This window comes from Exobacillus caeni, from assembly GCF_005747095.1.
Classification (GTDB): Bacteria; Bacillota; Bacilli; order Bacillales; family Guptibacillaceae; genus Exobacillus; species Exobacillus caeni.
The window spans coordinates 1-22,187 of the sequence record NZ_SWLG01000022.1 but is presented as its reverse complement, the minus strand read 5'-3'; the positions used below and the strand labels follow the sequence as shown (position 1 = coordinate 22,187).

Sequence of the window (22,187 nt, the reverse complement as noted above, 5' to 3'; positions counted from 1 at the left end):
TACTTATTCCACCTCCAAAAAGAATTTAAGTTCTTCCGTAGCGGGGGATTCGAAAAGGTCTTCTGTTTTTCCCTGCTCAAGAATTCGGCCATCTGCTATAAAAAAAGTCTGGTCACCCAGCCGCCTCGCCTGTTCAAGATCATGGGTAATCATCAGAATCGTAATCTTTTTTTCCTTTACAAGCTGCAGCAGTTCCTCTTCGACAAGCTCTTCTGTACGGTTATCAAGAGCACTTGTAGCTTCATCCATAAGAAGCACTTCAGGATCGTTTGCAAGCGTTCTTGCAAAGGATACACGCTGCTGCTGCCCTCCAGAAATATCCTCCACATCTTTTGATAAAAATTCTTCCGGAAGCTGAACAAAGCGAAGCAATTCTTTTCCCAGTTCAGGCGTCCATTCTCCCCAGATTTCGGGTCCATACTTTAAGTTTTCTTCCACAGTTCCAGTAAAAAGGTTTGCCGTTTGGAAGACCATGCCTATCTTTTTTCGCAGTTCGGGTACCGGGTACTCTTTCACATTTTTTCCATGGAATAGAATCTCCCCCTCAAGCGGATCATTTATTCTGTTAAGAAGATTGATCAATGTACTTTTTCCAGACCCTGAAGGACCGATTATCGTTACGATCTGTCCCTTTAAAACTGTAAAGTCCATGTTATGTACTCTTTCTGTTCCTACGTTTTTTCCTTCTAAAATCACTTCATTTCCTTTCATTGAATGGGATCCTCCTTCTTTTTTAGATTCTTAAGAGGCCAGCCTATTGTCCTATATAATGAATTCACTTATAAAACGAAAGTAAACATCAGAAGAGAAGATAGAGGCTAGAATTACATTACAAAGGGGCTCAGGTATATTGTGATTAAATAAAGAAGAAGCATCAAGTCTAAACTTCTGATGCTTCTTCCTGTTATAACTGTTCTTTATTTTCCATTTCTTCCCTCATCTGTTCTTCCTGTTCTTCTACGGTGATTCTGTTGATTTGTTCCACTAAATAATGACGAAGGTAATCCATCTCTTCATTGCATTCAGTTTTGTTTTCTTTTTTCATCTTGTAGCCTCCCGACAAAAGTAACAGTAGCTTAGTAAAATTAATTTTCCCTGCAGTTTTTCACTTATGCATGATGCTGTTTTTGTAAAAGTCGAAGCCAACCTTTCCTGGAAGTCTCCTTTTTTCATTTTTTCTGCCATAACCTGTATAATTAGAGTATTATATTTAGAAAATTCAGGTGATAAATGGATGAGAAAAATACTATCTTATGTGAAGACATATCAAAAAGCAGCATGGATCGCCATCTTCCTAATGGCAGTAGAATTGGCAGTAGAGCTTGTGCAGCCGATTTTGATGGCGATCATCATCGATAAGGGCGTTGTCCCGGGTGAGCTATCCACTGTTATGACGTGGGGAGGAGTACTGGTAGGACTGTCCTTGCTCGCATTTGCAGGGGGAATTATCAGCTCTTATTTTGCATCGGAGGTCAGCCAGGGTGTCGGCCATGATTTAAGAGAAGATTTATTTGTAAAAATACAGGAACTTTCCCTGGTCCAGTTTCAAAAATTTTCAACCTCGTCCCTACTAACGCGGTTAACCATCGATGTGACCCAGATCCAGGGCTTTTTATTTATGAGCCTGAGGATCATGTTAAGAGCCCCTTTGTTTATCATAGGGGGAATTATTATGGCTTTTACAGTACATACCGGGTTGGCTCTTATTTTACTGCTTTCTGTTCCGATCCTTTTAGCAGTCATGCTCTGGATCATGACGAAAGGTGTGAAGCTTTTTTCGAGCGTTCAGGAAAAGCTTGATTCTGTGAATACGGTGATCCGCGAAAATTTAATGGGAATTCGTTTAATTAAGGTCTTTAGCCGCCATAAGCATGAAAATAAACGGTTTACTAACGTGAACGATACGCTGGCTGATATAAATAAAAGGGCACTATGGACGATGGAACTTGCGATGCCGATCGTCATGTTCGGTATGAATGCAAGCCTTGTAGCGATACTATGGTTTGGTTCGATCGAGATGAACACAGGTGGAGCGCAGGCCGGCGAAATTGTGGCGATCATCAATTATGGAACTCGAATCCTTGGTTCCTTTTCTGTCTTTTCTTTCTTATTGATGAATTTTTCAAGAGGGAAAGCTTCGGCAACACGTATTACAGGAGTACTTGATGAAAATATTGAAGAACAAAATATACATCATAATGGCGAAAAGAAACATATAAAGGGTGAAATCACATTTCAAAACGTTTCGTTTCGTTATCCTTCCTCTCCTAACCCTGCACTTAAGAATATTTCTTTTTCTGTGAAAGCAGGCGAAACGGTCGGGATCCTGGGGGAAACAGGCTCCGGAAAAACATCGATCATGCAGCTTTTACCCCGATTGGTCGATCCGACATCCGGAGAAATCAAGATCGATCAGCTAAATATATCAAGATACGAAGTGGAAGCACTCAGAACACAAATAGGATTTGTCCCGCAGGAAGCTCATCTGTTCTCGGGATCTGTCAAAGACAACATTTCCTGGGGGAAAGAAGATGCCTCAATGGAAGAAATCTCCCGGGCTGCAAAAGATGCCGGGATCCATGACTTTATTATGACGCTGCCAGAACAATATGAGACTAAACTCGGGCAGCGGGGCGTCAATTTTTCAGGTGGCCAGAAACAGCGCCTTTCCATGGCGAGAGCGTTTGTAAGAAAGCCTTCCATATTGCTTTTAGATGACAGTACAAGTGCTCTTGATGCCAAAACGGAAGTCAAAGTGCTGGAAACGTTAAGAAACCAGGCCTGTACAACATTGATTATCGCTCAGAAGATCAGTTCTGTGAAAGAAGCAGATAAAATTTTGCTCTTACAGCACGGGAAATTGATTGCCAGCGGCACCCATGAGTCTCTTTTAAACGAGAGTGATTATTACCGCAATATCTATAAATCCCAGAGACAAGAGGAAGTGATCAGCTATGTCCCGGCAACAGAATAAAGAGGCGAACACCAATCCAAACAGCCAGCAACTGCCAGGCAGACATAGAGGAGCACCGGTAAAAGCCCCAAAAGTAAAGAATATCACTGGTACCCTTTATCGAATCTGGGGATATATGTCGAACCAGAAGGGATTATTCATACTTGTCCTGTTGATGGTTCTTATCAGTTCATCTTTATCTTTACTGGGACCGTACTTGCTCGGTGTAACCGTTGATAAGCTTATTGCAAACTATGAAACAAGCTCGCTCATCACCATGCTGTCCATTTTACTCGTGATCTACCTTTTCCAATCGTTATCCGTCTGGTTCCAGAATTACTGGATGATCACGATTGCCCAGAATACCGTTTATCGAATGAGAAACCATCTATTTTCCCATTTGCAGCAACTCTCGATGGCTTTTTTTCAAAAAAGGCAAAGCGGGGACTTGATGAGCCGTTTAACGAACGATATGGAAAACTTAAGCCGGACGTTAAATTCCTCTGTTATCCAATTTTCAACGAGTGCCCTGACCATAACTGGGACTATCATCATCATGCTCTGGTTGAGCCCTCTTTTAACGTTCTTAACACTGTTGATCGTCCCTGTCATGTTCGGGGGCCTCAAGTGGATCACAAAACGAACGGGCTATTACTTTAAAGAACAACAGAGAAACTTAGGCGATATAAACGGTTATATGGAAGAAAGCCTGACAGGCCACAATATTATTAAAATGTTTTCGCGGGAGAAAAAAGTCATTGAAGAATTTAGGGTGAGGAATGCCGCTTTGAAGGATTCCGGTTACTGGGCACAGACCTATTCCGGGTTTATCCCAAAGTTGATGAACATGCTAAACAATGTCAGCTTTGCGCTTATTGTCGGAGTTGGAGGCATACTTGCACTGAACGGCATGATTTCAATCGGGGTTATCGTTATTTTTACAACCTACTCACGGCAATTTACCCGTCCGCTAAACGATTTGGCCAATCAGTTCAACATTATCTTATCAGCTGTAGCAGGTGCCGAAAGAGTGTTTAACATTATCGATAAGGAAGAGGAAAAAAGCGATGAAGCAGATGCTACCGATATTTCTTCCATACAGGGGGATATAAAATTTGAAGCCGTTTCCTTCGGTTATGAGGAAGGGCAGGACATTTTAAAAAATGTCAGCTTCCATGCCGGTCCTGGCGAAACAGTGGCTTTAGTTGGCCCAACTGGCGCTGGGAAAACAACGATCATTTCACTGCTTACCCGTTTTTATGATGCGGATGAGGGTGAAATTCTGGTTGATGGCCAAAACATCCAGAACATTACCCGTGAAAGCTTAAGAAAACAGATGGGCGTTGTGTTGCAGGATTCCATTCTGTTCGAAACAACAGTGAGGGAAAATATTCGATACGGAAGACTGAACGCATCCGATGAGGAGGTCGAACAGGCTGCAAAAAGAGCAAACGCGCACAGCTTTATCAGCAAGCTTCCGAAAGGGTATGATACCGTCCTGGACTCGGATGGGAAGAGCATAAGCCACGGACAGCGGCAGCTTCTTTCTATTGCAAGGGCGATGCTGGCCAACCCTTCTGTGTTAATCCTGGATGAAGCAACCAGCAGTATCGATACGATCACCGAGATGAAGATCAACGACGCGCTTGATACGCTGATGGAAGGAAGGACAAGTTTTGTGATCGCCCACAGGCTTAATACGATTAAAAACGCGGATCAAATTCTTGTACTCAAAAACGGAGAGATCATAGAAAAAGGCAACCACCAACAACTGCTGGATCAGAAAGGATTTTATCATGATTTGGTAAAAGCCCAGGAAAACAAAGACGTTATTTAATTTACAACCGTCATCATGTATATGGCGGTTTTTACTTTTTCACTCCTATCAAAAGTCCTATAAAAGATAAATTATACGGGAAATCGCGTTCTCAATAAAGAATTAAAATGATATAATAGTCTTAGTAAATTTTACCTTATAGGAGGTTCTTCTTTTGATTAAAGATCTGGAAGCTAAGCTGGGTAGCCGCATTATCACACCTGACCATGAGGCGTACGACGAGAAAAGAAAAGTATGGAACGGTGCAATCGACCGGAAACCGTATGCGATTGTTGTTTGTGACACGGAAGAGGATGTTGCAGCAGCTGTAAAACTGGCTACAGAGAAAAACTTGAATATTGCAATTCGTGGCGGAGGGCATCATGTTGCAGGAACTGCAGTGTGTGACGATGGGTTAATGATCGACCTGTCGGAAATGCGAAAGGTCGAAGTGGACCCTGAGAAAAAGATAGCGTTTGTGGAAGGTGGGGCAACTCTCGCTGATATTGATAAAGCGACGCAAAACTTTGAGCTTGCTACTCCGACTGGAACCGTTTCAGAAACTGGCGTTGCAGGTCTTGCATTAAGCGGAGGCATGGGTTATTTACGTGGAAAATACGGTTTAACCTGCGACAATATCGTCGGTGCACATGTCGTTACGTCAAAAGGAGAACTGCTGGAAGTTAGCGAAACACAGCATTCCGATCTTTTCTGGGCAATAAGGGGAGGTGGAGGTAACTTCGGAATAGTGACGAAGTTTATGTTCCAGCTCCATAAAGTTGGACCTGCCGTTCTTGCTTTAGATGTCATGTACGACTATAAGGATGCAAAAGCGATTTTATTACAGGCTCAGGAGTACCTGAAGCAGGCTCCGGATGAGGTTTCCTTTAACATAACTGCCGCCGAGTTGCCGCCTGTACCGTTTTTACCTGAAGCACTCCATCATAAAAAGGTTGTGATGCTTACAGGAATGTATGCGGGCGAACCGGAGCAGGGTGAGAAAGTGATCGAGCAGCTGCGCCAAATGGCCGAGCCGCTTGCCGATCATACTGGAATCATTCCATACGTGGAACTGCAAAGTAAGTTAGATGCGATGGTTCCGGATAGTGTGCCGGTCTATGGAACTTCGTTGTACTTTAAAGAGCTGGATGAGAAAACGATCGATGCAGTCCTGGGTAAAATTGATAGCGCCCCTGCACCCACAGCGTTGGTTCAATTATGGGCACTTGGCGGCCAAATGAATAAGATACCTGTTGATGCTACACCTTTTGCCGTCCGAGATGCCAGCTTCATCCTATTAGTCGATATGATGGCAATGGGAGTAGACGAAAAGATTTGTGAAAAGTGGGTAGAGTCATTGTATCAGGGGCTTCTACCTTATTCCCATAATAAAGCTTCTTACCTGAACGGAATCGGTTTAAGCGAGAATGTTACCAAAACAGCGTATGCAGTGAATTATGATCGACTTGTTGCTGTTAAAAAGAACTACGATCCAGGGAATGTATTTAGGTTCAACCACAACATCGACCCAACGAAATAAACTTCTCCGTCAAAAGGCAGGGTTACAACCTGTCTTTTTGATTTGTATAAAATATCTCTTTTCCTTAAAAAATATGATGAAAGGACGAATAGTGAGAGGAAGCAGCTTTCATGAAAAAAAGGAATTCTCTGCAAACGAAATGGGAAAATAAAAAGCATCTGGTATGGAAAATGGCATTGGCATCAGGTATTTCCTGGGAAGCCGCAAAGATTGCCGGATCATCTCATCCCTACCTTGCTCCTTTGTCCGTCATTTTATGTTTGCAAACTACTATAGGTAAGTCTATCCATTTTTCTTTACATCGTATTATCGGGACGGTTATCGGAGTTTCGGTGACTGCTCTAATCGCCAGCCACTTAAGTGTAAACGGTTGGACGCTCGGGCTTTTAATCTTAGGAGGAACCCTACTTGCTAAGCTTTTAAAGCTAGATGAGACAGCGCTCCACCAGGTAGCCCTGACAATCTTATTGGTGTTTGTTTTTGAGAACAAAACAGCCCATTATCCTGTTGATCGGATCAGGGATACGGTTATCGGAGCCTTAACTGCAGTTGTCGTCCACATGGTAGTATTCCCGCCGAACTTCACCAAAGAGGCGATTACGAAATATAACAGGTTTTCAAATTTATTAGCAAATTCCTTTTACAATACGGTAACCTGGCTGGAGGGAGGATGTGCTAAATCAGAAGGAGACGCACTTCAAAAAGAAGTGAGAAGCATGCTTTCAGAATTGCACCAAACGAAAGATGGAATAAAACAAGCCTTAAACAGTTTAGAATTTAATCCTCTCTCCAGAAAAAAGAAAACTGAACTTCTGGGATATAAAAGGAAATTAAACCAATTAAGCACAGGGCTCGTCTATCTTGAAGGAGCTATCGAAACTTTACGATCATGGTCAGCAGCAGGAACGATGACGGCTGTGAATCGTACGACATGGGCCAATCAATTTCAGTCCATGGGTTCCTTTTATCTGACCGACAAAAATTCTTCTGAGAGGAATAATGTTATTTTATCTGCAGAGAAGCAGGTTACTCTTCCATATGGGACAGAATCCCAGCAATATAATATCTCCTTATACGAATCAACCGATCGTTTCCTTAAAAGCCTTTACATCCTTCCAAAAAACAAATCCTGATCAAGACGCTTGCTGATGGCAGGCTTTTTTCATTGATTTCTTTCAAGTGATAATACTTTTTTATGCGTTATATACATAGTAAGAGAGTATTGAAAAGAAATTACAACACGGCTTTAAAGAAAAGAGAGGAAGGAGGGGTCTTGATGTACATCATTGGGAAGAGCGTATACCGAAAGGAAGCGGTTGATAAAGTCACAGGGGAAGCGATATATACAAACGATATTCAATCCCCGGGCATGTTACATGCCAGAATGCTGCTCAGCCCATACGCCCATGCGAGGATAATTTCTATCAATACCGAAAAGGCCTGGAAGATACCCGGTGTTAGAGCAATACTTGCTGGGGAGCGTTTTCCTTTAACAGGGGAAGAAATTCGCGATCGTCCGCCGATTGCTGTCGATAAGGTACGTTATTTTGGAGAAACAGTTGCCCTTGTCGTCGCTGATAACCCTGTACAGGCAAAAAGAGCGTCAGAACTAATCGAAGTAGTATATGAACCTTTGCCCGTTGTAAATTCTCCGACAGAAGCGATGCAGGCCAATGCTCCTCTTGTTCATGAAAATATAGAAAGCTATGAAAAAGTTGAACGTGTTAATCCTGAACCGAACACGAACATTGCCAATCGAACCAAGATCAGAAAAGGAAACATTCAAAAGGGATGGTCAGAGAGCGATGTTACAGTAGAAGGCACTGTGTCATTTTCTCCCTCAGACCACGCAGCCATGGAAACTCGATGCTCTATTGCAGAGATAAGGCAAGACGGGTATGTTGTCATCACAACTTCCTCACAGGCCCCATTCATGGTAAAAAAGTTGATCAACCTTTATTTTGGCATCGATACAGGTAAAGTTATTGTGAACACTCCGCTCGTTGGAGGTGGGTACGGGGGGAAGGCAGCAGTACAGTTAGAAATCCTTGCTTTTTTAGCATCCAGAGCGGTGGGCGGAAAAAAGGTAAAACTGTTTAATACAAGAGAAGAGGATCTCGTGACATCTCCTTGCCATATCGGTCTTGATGCTAAAATAAAACTTGGATGTACCAGGAACGGATATTTAAAAGCCGCAGAAATTTTATATTTGTTTGATGGAGGTGCTTATTCGGATAAAGCGGTTGATGTTAGCAGGGCTGGTGCAGTCGACTGCACAGGCCCATATCATATCGAAAATGTATGGTGTGATTCATTATGTATCTATACCAATCATCCTTATGCGTCTCCATTTCGCGGATTCAGCCATTCTGAACTGTTATTCGCTTTTGAAAGAACAATGGATATGCTGGCACAAAAGCTTGGGTTGGACCCTCTTGAACTTCGGAGGAAAAATGCGATCCTTCCTGGCCATACCACCCCTACACAGGTGCGGTTAAACACTAGTAATCTCGGGAACTTGCCTGCGTGTATCGATAGGCTGAAAGAAATAATGAAATGGGAGGAAGGGCAGAGAAGTATCCAGCCTGATGGTTTGATCCGGGCAAAGGGGATTTGCTGCATATGGAAGACTTCGACGATTGACACAGACTCAAGCTCAGGAGTCATTTTAACATTTAACCCGGACGGCAGTGTCAATCTGATTTCAGGAGTAGTGGAGATCGGAACAGGAACGAAAACGATTCTAGCACAGATCCTCTCAGAAAGGCTTAAGATGCCGATTGAGCTGATTCATGTCCGTATGAAGGTAAACACACAGACAACCCCCGAACACTGGAAAACAGTAGCCAGCAGAGGCACCTATATGGCTGGAAGGGCAGTGCTTGAAGCAGCGGAGGATGCGGTTGAACAAATTAAGAAAGTTGCTGCATGTGTGCTGCACGGTGCGGTTTCAGACCTGGAAGTTGCTGGCGGAAGGGTGTTTTTAAAAGATGAACCTTCAACAGGAATAGAGCTAAAAGATGTCGTCTATGGATACACCTATCCAAACGGGAATACGATCGGCGGGCAAGTTATCGGGCGTGGAACTTACACGCTTCGTAGAATGACATATTTAGATCCTCAAACAGGAGAAGGAAGGCCTGGACCAGAATGGACAGTCGGTGCCCAGGGAGTAGAAGTAGAATTTAATAAGAGGGATTTTACTTATAAGATTATCAGGGCAGTGTCGGTGATCGACATAGGAAAAGTTATAAACGAAAAGGCTGCACAGGGCCAGGTAATGGGTGCCATGGCGATGGGATTATGTTTCGGTGGACGGGAAAGCTTTGTGTTCGACGAACAGGGAAGAGTATTAAATGCGCAATTTCGCACTTATCGACCACTAAGATATGGAGAAAACCCTGAGTATGTTGTAAGTTTTGTCGAAACTCCTCAGATAGATGCACCATATGGGGCAAGAGGGGTAGGGGAACATGGGCTTATCGGCATGCCGGCCGCACTTGGAAATGCATTGTCGATCGCTGCAGAAGTGAATTTAAATCAGCTGCCTCTAATTCCTGAGTTAATCTGGAGGGCAAAGAAGGGGAATCAGCATGCTCTCATTTGATTTTGATTATCATGCACCCTCCACCCTAAAGGAAGCCGTTTCCATCTACCAAATTCTAGAAAGACAGGGTAAACAACCACTTTTTTATGGCGGAGGAACAGAGGTCCTCACGTTAGGAAGACTAAATCTCGTTTATTCTGATGCACTGATCGATATTAAGAATATACCGGAGTGCCGGGTGCAAATGCTTACGGATAAACATTTGGTGCTTGGTGCAGCCCTGACGTTAACAGCTCTTACTGAGAGAAATTTATTTCCCCTTTTAAGCAAAACTGCCAGGGGAGTTGCAGATCACACTGCAAGGAATAAAATTACACTCGGCGGGAACATCTGCGGGGAAATCTTTTACCGGGAGGCAGTCCTCCCATTTTTGCTAACCGACAGCTATGCAGTCATAGCCGGGAATGAAATAAGGACAGTATCGTTTGATGAAGTTTTTAATCAATTCCTGCAGCTGGGGAAAGGGGAATTTTTAGTTCAACTCATCACGAATAGAAATGACCTCCGCCTCCCTCAATTTCATATAAAAAGAAGGAAACAATGGAATATTGGTTATCCTTTGGTCACAGTTGCAAGCATAAAAAAAGCAGGGACCGTGAGAATTGCGATCAGCGGGTTATGTCCTTTTCCTTTCCGTTCAAAAAAGTTAGAGGAAGCGCTAAACAATAACGATATTTCGATCGAATCCAGAATAAACGAGGCGATTCAGCATGTTCCTTCCCCTATTTTGCATGACGTGGAAGGTTCAGATGAATATAGGATATTTGTTTTGAAAAACACGTTACAGGATGTTTTAGAGTCCTATCAGGGAGGTGAGTCATGAAAACTTCTTCTTCCCCTTTTAGAGAGGTTTCTCTTCATGTGAACGGCGAAATCAAACCTGTGCTTATAAAGCCTTCAGATACGCTTTTATACATCCTTCGAGTAAAGCTTGGCTTAACCGGTTCTAAGCCTGGCTGTTTGAATGGTGATTGTGGAGCATGTACGGTAAACGTTGATGGTATGGCTATGAAATCCTGTTTAATGTTTGCAATAGAAGCTCCTGGCAAAAGGATCATAACAATTGAAGGATTGAAAGGTACTCCTATCCAGCATGCATTTATTAAGGAATTTGCTTTTCAATGCGGGTACTGCACTTCTGGCTTTATCATGAATTGTTACTCCTTAGTTGAAAATTATCCCGATGCGAACGATGAGCTCATCACCGAAATGCTTGAATCAAACATTTGCCGATGCACCGGGTACCAGGAAATTGAAAATGCAGTTAAATCGGTCTTATCCTCTAATAAAAATTTAGAAAAATGATAGAAAGAGCAGGGGATGTCCAACAGGATGTTCCTATTTTTTTACATCCAAAACTCAATGTATACAAAAATGATTACAAGTTTACAAGTTGTATACTCGCTGTAAACAATTTTGTAAACAAGTAAACAAAATGTATACATCTCGTGTACAATAACGTTTACATGTGTACAAAAACGTATACATGGCTTTGCATCAACGTTTATAGGCATGAAACCTTATTTTGTATACAGTATTGTGTACAAGTAAACATATATGTACACATGTAAACGAAAGTGAACACAACTTTGGTCTCATTGACTGGTAGGTAAACATTCTATAATCTTTACTTAAATGGTAAAACTAACCTTTGATTATCAATGGTTAATAGAATGAAAGGAATGGTAAACATGAGTAATGCAAGGATTGCTGCGATTGATGTAGGTAATGATTCCGTTAAAGCCCTATTTGGAAAATTAGATTCAGAATTGTACATACCAAACGTAATTGCGAGGGATATCGAGGACCGCCCTGTAATAGGAATAGAAGATTTGAATGAGAAAGATCCTCTAGATGGTATTCATATCCGTGTCCACTCCCCTGCTTTAAAAGAAAATAATGCTATCTATCGAGTTGGAAATCTAGCAACGAAAAGTGATAATGCGACAGAGCTTGATCCTGGAAGCAGTAAGTCAGAAGAAGACCAGACACTTATTATGCTTTTTGCTTCTATAGCTCTTGATGCAGCGAAACATGAAGGCATGTTTAAGAAATCGAACAATGTTATTGATGCAAGTTATACTCTCGGAACAGGTTTGCCGCTACGAGAAGTTAAAGAAGGCAAGGATGTTGGTTACCGCTCTCAATTGCTCGGTTCTGTGCACCAGGTGGAATTTTTAGTGACTCCGAAATATCAGGGAGTAAAGGTAAACATTAAGTTTGACGAAGTGAAGGTTTATCCGGAAGGTTTTGCTGCCTATATTAACCTGGTTATGGACAATGATTTGAATATTATTAACAAAGACTTAATCGATAAAAGAATATTGATCCACGATATCGGAGGATTATCTACTGATATCGCTGTGATTAAAGACCGCAACGTAGATGATGACAAAGCTCAAGGGTTTAACCTCGGTGTGTCCGAATCCCTCGAAGCAATTAGAGAAGAAATCAGATCAAAGCACGGCGTTGAGTTAGATAGCCGCAGAGACGTAGTTGAAATTTTAACAAAGAAAAATGACAGGAACCATATTATGGTAAAGGGAAGCCGTACGAGCGTTCACGATATAACTGACCGTATTTTGTTAGAGCTTGCCAAGAAACAGTATCGCCTTCTCCGCAATGTCTGGCAGAAAAACTCTCAAACTGAAATCTGCTATTTTGTAGGCGGCGGTTCAATGGTTTTGAAAGATTATCTTAAGACGCTAAACAACAACCTGGACGGCTATAACATCGACTTCTTTGAAGATGAAAAAGAAAGCATCTGGATGATGGCAAATGCTTACTATAAGTTGATCTCTGACTTCGATCGAAAGACTAACAAAGGGAAAGACGCGAAAGAGAAAGATAAAAAAGCAGTTAAAAGCTAATAGGGTGATTTTATGAAAAATAAAGGAAAGAACGGGATCGAGAGAGGACAGGCTATTACTTTCCGAATCCCTTCTGATACACCAGACCATATTCTGAAGCAACTACAGCGGTTAAAGGAAAAAGAAAAGAGGAACTTTTCCAGTACGGTTGCACAGTTTGTGGTCGATGGTGTTAATAAATCACTAACAAATGATAGAGAGGCAATCACGGTTCCTCTGCCAAAAGCTCTAAGCCAGGCACAGCGTAATTGGCTGAAGCATGAGCATTCTGAAGCGATATTGGGAAGTATTTTGTATCAGCTGTTGGCTGATCCCATACGCTCTACTTCCATCCTGGCCTCTCTTAACAGCAATGCGTTAGATATTGATGAAGCGCTTTATTTACAAGAGAGTGAAGAACTCACTACAAAGAAAACACCTGAAAGCAGCATTGTCCAGTCCGATAAAGAGAATGTAGATTCAAGTCTGAACGAAGTGGAAGAGAATGATACAATTGAAGACGATCTGATGAATTTCGATTGGGAAACAGCGAAACAGGAATTTGCAAGTTCCGAAGAAAATAAAGAGCTTGATGAGGAAGACGACACAGAAGATCTTCTTGGAGGATTCCTGTCCCGCATGAATAAGTAGATTGATAGAAAAGGAGCAGCCTTTAAAATGAGAGCTGCTCCTTTTTGTTTGGCATTCTGTGCAAACAGGGCTCAGCTCTATGATATGATTGCTAATGAGTAAAGCAGGTTTCGGGTAAACTGTTAAACAGGCCTCATTATATAAGGGAGGATGGTCGAGTTGAATAACGAAGTTCGGCTGAATGTAAAATCTAAATTTATAAATAAATTTAAAAGCGGTTATCCGCTTATTTTTAAAGAGGCGATATTGAACATTAACGATTTGAATAGAGAAGGGACTCCTGTAACTCTTGTTGACGAGAAAAGTAAAAGGTTTATCGGAAGAGGCTATTATGGGAAACAAAATAAAGGGTACGGATGGGTACTAACGAGAAAAGAAAATGAAAAAATAGACCAAAGCTTCTTTGAAAAAAAATTAAAGCGTGCACTGGATGCGAGAAAAAAGTATTTTGAGGATAACAGCACGACCGCATTCAGGGTTTTTAACGGTGAAGGGGATGGAATAGGAGGCTTTACGATCGATTTCTTTGATGGATATTATCTTATCAACTGGTATAGCGAAGGGATTTATGCCTTTAAAGATTTTGTCATACGTTCCCTTGACCGGCTGACAGAATACAAAGGGATATATCAAAAGAAAAGGTTTGATACAAAGGGGCAATACATTGAAGAAGACGACTTTGTAGCCGGAGAAAGAGCCGGTTTTCCGATCATAGTCAAAGAAAGCGGCGTTAACTTTGCCGTTTATTTAAATGAAGGGGCGATGGTTGGCGTATTTCTCGATCAGCGGGAAGTAAGAAAGGCGATTCGCGATAAGTATGCGGAAGGGAAAACAGTACTTAATACTTTTTCTTATACGGGTGCATTTTCTGTTTTTGCTGCTCTAGGCGGAGCTTCGAAAACGACGAGTGTGGATGTCGCCAACAGAAGTCTTCCAAAAACGATCGAACAATTCAGCCTGAATGGAATCGATCATGAAGCCCAGGATATCATTGTAGAGGATGTATTCAAGTATTTTAAGTATGCAGGCAAGAAGAACTTAAAGTTTGATATGGTGATCCTTGATCCTCCGAGCTTTGCAAGGACTAAAAAGCATACATTCAGTGTAGCGAAAGATTATAAAAATCTTTTAAAAGAAGCGATCGCTATAACAGAAAACAACGGGATCATTGTTGCTTCCACAAACTATAGCGGCTTTGATATGAACAAGTTTAAAAGCTTTATTGATAAAGCGTTCAAGGAAATGGACGGAAAGTATAAGTTGCTTGAAGAGTACTCCCTCCCAGATGATTTTAAAACGGTGAAAGAATTTAAAGAGGGAGACTATCTTAAGGTTGCCTTCATAAAGAAAATAAAAGGCTGACCAGGAAATCAGAAACTACTTCGGCATAGCAATATTAAGAAAGCGGTGGCTTCCTTTGGGATTTATCGAACTTGGCGTTAAAGAAAAATTACTGAACAAATTAGCAGAACAAAGGATTGTTAACCCTTCTCCTGTACAGGAAAGAACGATTCCGGTGCTTTTAGAAGGCAAAGATACAATCGTGCAGGCGCAGACAGGAACAGGGAAAACAATTGCTTTCCTTATTCCAATTCTGCAGCAACTTGATCGAAAAAAGAATCATGTCCAGGCCTTGATTCTTGCCCCTACACGCGAATTAAGCTTGCAAATTTCCTCGGAAATGAAAAAGCTGGTCCCTGAAAATGATTCGATCAACATTCTGCCGGTTTATGGCGGCCAATCGATCGAGACACAACTTTCAGAGCTGGAACAAAACAATATCCATGTCGTTATCGGCACTCCCGGAAGGATTTTAGATCATTTTCGACGTGAAACGATTCAGCTTTCCAGGGTATCGAAACTTGTTTTAGATGAAGCAGATCAAATGCTCCAGATGGGCTTTCTGCCGGAAGTAGAAGAAATTATAACGAAGCTTCCAACAAGCAGGCAAACGATGCTCTTTTCAGCAACGATGCCCGGGCCAATTCGCTCGATCGCCAGGGACTATATGGAAAATCCGGAAACGATCATTGTCAATGCTGAGAAAGAACAACTGACAGTGAAGGATATAAAGCAGATCGTAATCGAGACAACCGATCGAGAAAAGCAGGCTACATTGTTTAAAACAATCGATCAATTCCATCCGTATCTGGCGATTATCTTTTGCCGCACAAAAAGAAGGGCTAAAAAGCTGAACGAAGCAATGAAAGAATCAGGATATTCTACGGAAGAATTCCATGGGGATTTATCCCAGGCTAAACGAGAGCACGCAGTAGAGCAGTTTCGAAATAACAAAGTACAATTCTTAATTGCGACAGACGTAGCAGCAAGAGGGCTTGATATTGAAGGAGTAACACATGTTTTCAACTATGATATTCCTCAGGATACTGAGAGCTATGTCCATCGAATTGGAAGAACGGGAAGAGCTGGCGGCAAGGGGCTTGCGGTTACCTTTGTAGCTCCCAGGGATACAAAATATCTAGAACTAATCGAAAAAGGGCTTCATAAGGCAATAAAAAGGAGTAGGTTAGAACTTCCTAAAAAAACGGATGAAACTAAGGAAGAGGATAGGAACGGAATACGGAACAGCTATCCTGGAAAGCGCAAAAACTCCCGTGAGGAAGCTTTTTCTTCAAGACGATTGAGCACTCCAAAAAGGCGCAGGAAAAGAAAATAGCATCTAAAGGCGGGAACCTGTTATAGTGGAGACAGCGAAACGCAAAAGTAATCGAGAGGATTTGTATTATGAGTAAAACATTAGTATTAGCAGAAAAGCCGTCAGTCGGAAGAGATATTGCCAGAGTGTTGAACTGTGGCAAAAAAGGCAACGGTTTTTTTGAAGGGAACGACTATATCGTTACATGGGCCTTAGGCCATTTAGTAACCTTAGCAGAACCTGAAGCATATGACGAAAAATATAAAACATGGAAGTTAGAAGATTTGCCGATGCTTCCTTCTCCTTTAAAGCTAGTGGTGATAAAAAGAAGCGGAAAGCAATTCAGTACGGTGAAAGCCCAGATGAACCGAAAAGATGTCAGGGATATCGTGATCGCGACAGATGCTGGCCGTGAAGGGGAACTGGTGGCAAGGTGGATCATTGAAAAAGCGAGAGTCCGGAAGCCTTTAAAAAGGTTATGGATCTCTTCTGTAACAGATAAGGCGATAAAAGATGGGTTTAAGCATTTAAAAGATGCGAAAAAATACGAAACGCTATACGATTCCGCCGTAGCACGTTCAGAAGCTGACTGGTATGTCGGGATGAATGCAACGAGGGCGTTGACAAGCAAGTACAATGCACAGCTATCCAGTGGAAGGGTGCAGACGCCGACACTTGCGATGATCGCCGAAAGAGAAGAAGAAATAAAACGTTTTAAGCCAAAAACCTATTATGGCATCACGGCTGTGGCGGACGGGATCAAACTGAACTGGCAGCATGGGAAAACAAAAGATACGAAGACTTTTGATAAAGCGGAAAGTGATAGGACCCTTGCCGGTCTGCAAAAGAAGCAAGCAGAAATAACCGGGATTCAAAAAAGCAATAAGAAGAGCTATTCTCCGCATTTATATGATTTAACAGAACTGCAGCGGGATGCCCATAAGATTTTCGGTTATTCTGCAAAAGAGACGTTATCCACCATGCAAAAATTGTACGAGCACCATAAGCTTGTTACGTATCCGAGGACAGATTCCCGCTATTTATCGAGCGATATCGTATCTACGTTGAAGGAACGGTTACAGGCATGCTCGGTCCAGCCGTATCGGAAATATGCTTCAAAAGTATTGCAGCAGCCGATAATGGCCAACAAGTCATTTGTGGATGACAGCAAAGTTTCTGATCACCATGCGATTATACCAACAGAACAAACACCTGTTTTGAGTTCGTTAAGTGATAAGGAACGCAAAATCTATGATCTTATCGTAAAAAGGTTCATAGCAGTTCTTTATCCGCCGTTTGAGTACGAGCAAACAACGATCTCGGCACGAATCGGAAATGAGGATTTTACAGCGAAGGGTAAAAGAATACTCTCTCCAGGCTGGAAAGCAGTGTATGAAAATGATTTTGAACAGGACGCAGACCAGGCTTTGCCTCAGCTAAACAAAGGCGATACATTGAAGGTCCTGTCACTTACCCAGACAAAAGGGGAAACGAATCCACCGGGTTTGTTCAACGAAGGAACGCTTCTTTCAGCGATGGAGAACCCTGCAAAGTATATGGCAGGAGAAAACAAGGAACTGATCAAAACCATCGGCAAGACAGGCGGGCTTGGAACAGTTGCAACGCGTGCTGATATCATTGAAAAACTATTTAAAAGCTTTTTAATTGAGAACAAAGGCAAAGACATCACGATTACGTCAAAAGGCAAACAACTGCTTGATCTTGTTCCGAACGATTTAAGGTCTCCATCCCTGACCGCTGAATGGGAACAAAAGCTAGAAGCGATCGCAAATGGCTCCTTAAGTAAGAAAGCATTCATCGAGGAAATGAAGCAGTATGCAAAAACAACGGTCAATGAGATTAAAAACAGCGATAAAAAGTTTAAGCATGACAATGTTACGGGAAGCCATTGCCCTGAATGCGGCAAGCTGATGCTGGAAGTGAAAAGTAAAAAAGGCAAGATGCTCGTTTGCCAGGACCGGGAGTGCGGTTACAAAAAAGGAAAGAGCAAGATCACGAATGCAAGATGTCCGAACTGCCGGAAGAAGCTCGAACTCCACGGACAGGGCGAGGGACAAACCTTTGTATGCAAATGCGGCCACAGAGAGAAGCTGGAAACCTTCAACAAAAGAAGGCAGCAGGAAAAGAACAGCAAAGCATCAAAGAAAGACGTTTCAAAGTATCTTAATAAACAAAAGCAAAAGAACGATGAGCCGATCAACACTGCGCTGGCGGACCAGCTGGCAAAGCTAAAATTGGATAAATAATATAAAAAACTTTCTCCGACTGGTTGTGGAGAAAGTTTTTTAGCATTTTTCATTACTCAATGCTTTACTTTACAGGTTTTAATATGCAACAGGGAATAGATTGGGCAGTATCTTGTAAAGGCGGTGAAAAGTAAAATAATTCCCAGGAGTCCACCGTATTTTATATTGCTGTCGAAGAAAAATAACGCTAACAGAGCCAAACCCAGCAAAGTTCGAATAATACGATCAAACAGTCCTACGTTATCGATCATTTTCCTCACTCCATTTGTTTTTTCTTAAGTATAGAGCAAGGGAATAGAAGCGTCTGTGATGTTTAGCACAATTTTGCTGATAAATGGATTTAACTGTTTTCCTGGTTAAGGAAGGTGTATACCCGTGATAGGTTTTGCTTGTACCCGTTCACGCCTGTCCAGCCTTTGTATTCTTCAGGTGGTTCCAGGGCGATGAATTCTTCCAGTGCGTTTCCGGAATTTGCTGTTTCAATCAAATGACTGAGATATTTGAGGATGATGAGGAAGTATTCTTTCGTACCGATTTCCCCATGGCCTGGTACAACCGTTTGAATATCATATTTCATTACTTTTTCTAGAATAGAAACAAATTCAAGCGGGTTATCGATAGGAAAGTGAAGTCCTTCTGTTGCAAGGTCTCCCATAAATGCAATTTTTTCCTCAGGAATGTACAGGAAAGAATCGCTTGGAGTATGGCCTCCCCCAAAGCAATATAGCTCCGCCGTTCTTTCTGAACCGTGAAAGGTTAATTTTTTATCGAATGTTAAATTCGGAAGCGTGATCGTGAGATTATCCAATGATTCGAAAACTGCCTTCATTTCGATGAACTGATTCGAAAGGCTTTTTAAAATGACGGGGTCTCTCTCTGTTTCCAGACGCTTTTCTAAACCATCAAGATATTCTTGAAACATCTGTTTTTCCTTTTTAAGGTCTGGAATGCTGTTTTTTTCTTCGATCAATTCCTTTGTTTTTTCTGTGGAAATAATAACAGTGTCTGCAAAAACCTGGTTTCCAAACGTATGGTCACCATGATAATGGCTATTAACAAGATATGTTACCTTCTTACCTGTTAGTTTTTCGGCGGCTGCCCGGAGCTCCATCGCTGCTTTAGGAGTTGAAAAGGCGTCAAAAACAATTACGTCTTTTCCAGTATCGACAAATCCTCCGTTGCTCCATGTGCCTGTACCGCTTTTAGACATAGCAGCATAGACTCCTTCTGCAAGTTTTTCAAGTGTAAAGAAGGTCGAGTCAATCGCTTCTTCCTGTATGTGCATGGTTATCCACCCATCGTTCATTTATTTGGATTATCACTAGTTAATTTCGCCTGTAGGAAAGAAAATCCTTTGTTTTTCTAAATGAATAAAAAGTGCTGATTTCAACGAGTATACAAGGAGGATGAGAGTGACAATAGCCTTGAATATAGATAAAGAAAAGGAGCAAAAGAATATCTTCTGCTCCTTTATGCTTACTCGTGCTTATCTTGCATCGATTGCTGGTTATTTTCGATTACATGCTCGACGTTCGTATCACTGAACATCCGGGTGTTATGCCCGCCTGTAGTTCGGGCTAGTAGCTCTTTTACTTCGTTATAGGACATGCCCGACCGTTCATTTTGTCGTTTTACTGCATCGATGTTTGTTCCTGCGACTGTCTGATTTTCACTTTGCTTTTTCATAACACACCTCCTTCTTTTGTAAGATGACCCTGCTGTACTTTTTACATACGGAAGGAAATAAAATGTTTTCGGTCAAAAGAAGGTTGGAGGTTTTAAATAAATTAAAGGATATTCTACTTTTATGTTCGAAATAAGTTTTCTAGCTTTTTAAGTATTAATTAAGGCAGGGAGGGAAAATGAGGTTGGACAAGAGTGACCAATTGTTTCAACGTACAGCAAATTATTATTCAAGATACCGTCCCGATTATCCGGACGAATTAATTAAAATGATCATGGATGAATATCAAGACTGCACTGGAGGGAATATGCTTGACCTTGGCTGTGGCACTGGCCAGCTGGCGTTTGCTTTACATTCCTATTTTCTCCAGATCACAGCAATCGATATAAACGATGAGATGATAGAAGAAGCAAAACGGTTAAGAAAAGCAAAAGGAATAAAAACGATCTCATTTAAAACGATGGCGGCAGAGGAATTGAATCCAACAGGGAACAGAGATTTAATTGTTTGCGGAAATGCATTCCATTGGATGGACCGGGAAAAAGTTTTGGAGACTTGCTATGAAAGTTTGCGGCCGGGTGGCGGAATGGTGATTTTAGCGGGAAGAAGTATATGGAATGGAAATGAGCAGTGGCAAAAGAAAATTGTCGAAGTGATCCAAAAATGGCTTGGAGAGAATCGGAGAGCCGGCGGTGGAACTTACGCTGACAAGTCCAGGCTCCATGAAGATTTTATTGAAAATTCGGCTTTTACGCTTGTTGCTCAAGGTGAGTATCTGTATACGCATGAGTGGACTGTCGATACAATTATAGGAAATTTGTACTCGACTTCCTTTTGCAATAAAAGCCTATTGGACGATAAAGCAGAAGCGTTTGAGACAGAATTAAGAAAAGAGTTATTGCAGCTTAATCCTACTGGGGAATTTCAAGAGAGGATGGAAATTACATATTTCTTTTTGAGAAAGAAGCACATTTCAAAAGGCAGATAACTGGAAAAACCAGACCGATTCAAGCTATGGTAATACTATGCATTTCTTAGCTTAAAAAAGAGGTGAGCATATGACCGATACGAATAAACAATTTGAAATAGCTACTTTTGCCGGAGGTTGTTTCTGGTGCATGGTACAGCCTTTTGATGAACAGCCCGGTATTGAGAAGGTGATGTCAGGCTATACGGGTGGCCAAAAGGAAAATCCTACGTATGAAGATGTGATTTCTAAAACTTCGGGCCATTATGAAGCAGTCCAGATCACCTATGATCCGGATGTGTTTCCGTATGAAAAACTGTTGGGGCTATTCTGGCAGCAGATTGACCCGACAGATCCGGGCGGCCAGTTTTATGATCGGGGAAAATCCTATCAAACAGCAATCTTCTACCATAATGAAGAACAGAAGAAAGAAGCCGAGGAATCCAAAAAAGAGCTTGAACAAAGCGGAAAATTTTCTAAGCCTATCGTCACCGAAATCCTGCCAGCGTCTCCTTTTTATGAAGCAGAGGAGTATCATCAGGACTATTACAAGAAAAATCCGATGCATTACAAACGCTATAAGCAAGGGTCAGGACGGGAAGATTTTATTAAAAGGCACTGGAGTACCAAAAAGGATTTTAACGAATTAAAGCAGCGTTTAACGGATGTGCAATATAAGGTAACGCAAGAAAACGGAACAGAACCTCCATTTCGAAATGAGTATTATAACAATACAAAAGAGGGGATCTATGTGGATGTTGTTTCCGGAGAGCCTCTTTTCAGCTCGACTGACCAGTATGACGCAGGGTGCGGATGGCCAAGCTTTACGAAGCCGATCCAAAAACAGGGGATCAAAGAAAATATAGATTTCACCCACAATATGATTCGAACTGAAGTGAGAAGCACGGATGCAGATTCCCACTTAGGGCATGTCTTCGAAGATGGACCAGTTGATAAGGGCGGTCTGCGTTATTGCATAAATTCAGCAGCAATGCGTTTTATCCCTAAAGAGGATCTCGAAAAAGAAGGATATGGCCAGTACAAGAAATTGTTTGATTAAAGTAAAAGGGCAGAGAGGTTTCTCTCGCCCTTTTGTTGTTAAGGTGATATTATCCCCTTTAAGTAGACATTCAAAAAAACCTTCATGATACCATGAAGGAAAGAATGATACTTGGAGGGGGTTTTTCTATGGCCAAG

Annotated in this window: 19 protein-coding genes; 14 read left to right on the top strand and 5 right to left on the bottom strand. The window is 41.8% G+C overall.

Going from position 1 to position 22,187, the window contains the following annotated elements; genetic code table 11:
- Positions 1 to 3 precede the first annotated feature (3 nt).
- Both FCL54_RS20600 and FCL54_RS24165 read right to left on the bottom strand, forming a co-directional pair.
- Positions 4 to 711, bottom strand: a complete 708-nt coding sequence (locus FCL54_RS20600; protein WP_138129006.1) for an ABC transporter ATP-binding protein — start codon at positions 709 to 711, stop codon at positions 4 to 6.
- Positions 712 to 904: 193 nt separating this feature from the next.
- Positions 905 to 1,045: a hypothetical protein gene (locus tag FCL54_RS24165; protein ID WP_171016948.1), complete on the bottom strand. Its 141-nt coding sequence runs from the start codon at positions 1,043 to 1,045 to the stop codon at positions 905 to 907.
- A 189-nt stretch (positions 1,046 to 1,234) separates the two neighbouring features.
- Between FCL54_RS24165 and FCL54_RS20595 the strand changes: the two genes are divergently transcribed.
- The 12 genes from FCL54_RS20595 (at position 1,235) to FCL54_RS20540 (ending at position 18,339) form a co-directional block, all read left to right on the top strand.
- Positions 1,235 to 2,974, top strand: coding sequence for an ABC transporter ATP-binding protein (locus FCL54_RS20595; protein ID WP_138129004.1), 1,740 nt, complete (start codon positions 1,235 to 1,237; stop codon positions 2,972 to 2,974).
- Positions 2,955 to 4,790 carry an ABC transporter ATP-binding protein gene (locus tag FCL54_RS20590; RefSeq protein ID WP_138129002.1) on the top strand — a complete coding sequence of 612 codons (1,836 nt, stop codon included), beginning with the start codon at positions 2,955 to 2,957 and terminating at the stop codon, positions 4,788 to 4,790. Before FCL54_RS20595 ends, FCL54_RS20590 begins: the two co-directional genes overlap by 20 nt.
- A 154-nt stretch (positions 4,791 to 4,944) precedes the next feature.
- Complete coding sequence (locus tag FCL54_RS20585) at positions 4,945 to 6,309, top strand: FAD-binding oxidoreductase (protein WP_138129000.1); 1,365 nt, start codon at positions 4,945 to 4,947, stop codon at positions 6,307 to 6,309.
- 110 nt (positions 6,310 to 6,419) lie between these two features.
- Positions 6,420 to 7,442, top strand: coding sequence for an FUSC family protein (locus tag FCL54_RS20580; protein WP_138128998.1), 1,023 nt, complete (start codon positions 6,420 to 6,422; stop codon positions 7,440 to 7,442).
- Positions 7,443 to 7,585: 143 nt separating this feature from the next.
- Complete coding sequence (locus FCL54_RS20575) at positions 7,586 to 9,916, top strand: xanthine dehydrogenase family protein molybdopterin-binding subunit (RefSeq protein ID WP_138128996.1); 2,331 nt, start codon at positions 7,586 to 7,588, stop codon at positions 9,914 to 9,916.
- Entirely contained in the window at positions 9,903 to 10,739 is an 837-nt protein-coding gene (locus FCL54_RS20570) for an FAD binding domain-containing protein (RefSeq protein ID WP_138128994.1), read from the top strand. Before FCL54_RS20575 ends, FCL54_RS20570 begins: the two co-directional genes overlap by 14 nt.
- Positions 10,736 to 11,221, top strand: coding sequence for a (2Fe-2S)-binding protein (locus tag FCL54_RS20565; RefSeq protein ID WP_138128992.1), 486 nt, complete (start codon positions 10,736 to 10,738; stop codon positions 11,219 to 11,221). Before FCL54_RS20570 ends, FCL54_RS20565 begins: the two co-directional genes overlap by 4 nt.
- A gap of 386 nt (positions 11,222 to 11,607) precedes the next feature.
- The gene (locus FCL54_RS20560) at positions 11,608 to 12,786 is read left to right on the top strand and encodes a ParM/StbA family protein (RefSeq protein ID WP_138128990.1); all 1,179 of its coding nucleotides are present in this window, start codon (positions 11,608 to 11,610) and stop codon (positions 12,784 to 12,786) included.
- 12 nt (positions 12,787 to 12,798) lie between these two features.
- A complete protein-coding gene (locus FCL54_RS20555) occupies positions 12,799 to 13,416 on the top strand; it encodes a hypothetical protein (RefSeq protein WP_138128988.1) in 618 nt (205 codons plus the stop codon).
- Positions 13,417 to 13,575: 159 nt separating this feature from the next.
- Positions 13,576 to 14,778, top strand: coding sequence for a class I SAM-dependent rRNA methyltransferase (locus FCL54_RS20550; protein WP_138128986.1), 1,203 nt, complete (start codon positions 13,576 to 13,578; stop codon positions 14,776 to 14,778).
- Positions 14,779 to 14,833: 55 nt separating this feature from the next.
- On the top strand, positions 14,834 to 16,093 hold the full coding sequence (locus FCL54_RS20545; RefSeq protein ID WP_138128984.1) for a DEAD/DEAH box helicase: 1,260 nt from the start codon (positions 14,834 to 14,836) through the stop codon (positions 16,091 to 16,093).
- 68 nt (positions 16,094 to 16,161) lie between these two features.
- The gene (locus tag FCL54_RS20540; protein ID WP_138128982.1) at positions 16,162 to 18,339 is read left to right on the top strand and encodes a DNA topoisomerase III; all 2,178 of its coding nucleotides are present in this window, start codon (positions 16,162 to 16,164) and stop codon (positions 18,337 to 18,339) included.
- 56 nt (positions 18,340 to 18,395) lie between these two features.
- Here FCL54_RS20540 and FCL54_RS20535 read toward each other — a convergent pair whose 3' ends face one another.
- The 3 genes from FCL54_RS20535 to FCL54_RS20525 form a co-directional block, all read right to left on the bottom strand.
- Positions 18,396 to 18,590 (bottom strand): YgaP family membrane protein, encoded by a 195-nt coding sequence (locus FCL54_RS20535; protein ID WP_138128980.1) that lies wholly within the window; start codon positions 18,588 to 18,590, stop codon positions 18,396 to 18,398.
- 89 nt (positions 18,591 to 18,679) lie between these two features.
- On the bottom strand, positions 18,680 to 19,624 hold the full coding sequence (locus FCL54_RS20530) for an MBL fold metallo-hydrolase (RefSeq protein WP_171016947.1): 945 nt from the start codon (positions 19,622 to 19,624) through the stop codon (positions 18,680 to 18,682).
- Between the two features lie 191 nt (positions 19,625 to 19,815).
- Positions 19,816 to 20,025 carry a gamma-type small acid-soluble spore protein gene (locus FCL54_RS20525; RefSeq protein ID WP_138128976.1) on the bottom strand — a complete coding sequence of 70 codons (210 nt, stop codon included), beginning with the start codon at positions 20,023 to 20,025 and terminating at the stop codon, positions 19,816 to 19,818.
- 176 nt (positions 20,026 to 20,201) lie between these two features.
- On the opposite strand from FCL54_RS20525, the gene FCL54_RS20520 reads away from it, so the two are divergent.
- Positions 20,202 to 21,011, top strand: a complete 810-nt coding sequence (locus FCL54_RS20520) for a class I SAM-dependent methyltransferase (protein ID WP_138128974.1) — start codon at positions 20,202 to 20,204, stop codon at positions 21,009 to 21,011.
- A gap of 70 nt (positions 21,012 to 21,081) precedes the next feature.
- Positions 21,082 to 22,050 carry a peptide-methionine (S)-S-oxide reductase MsrA gene (msrA, locus tag FCL54_RS20515; RefSeq protein ID WP_138128972.1) on the top strand — a complete coding sequence of 323 codons (969 nt, stop codon included), beginning with the start codon at positions 21,082 to 21,084 and terminating at the stop codon, positions 22,048 to 22,050.
- Positions 22,051 to 22,187: the final 137 nt, after the last annotated feature.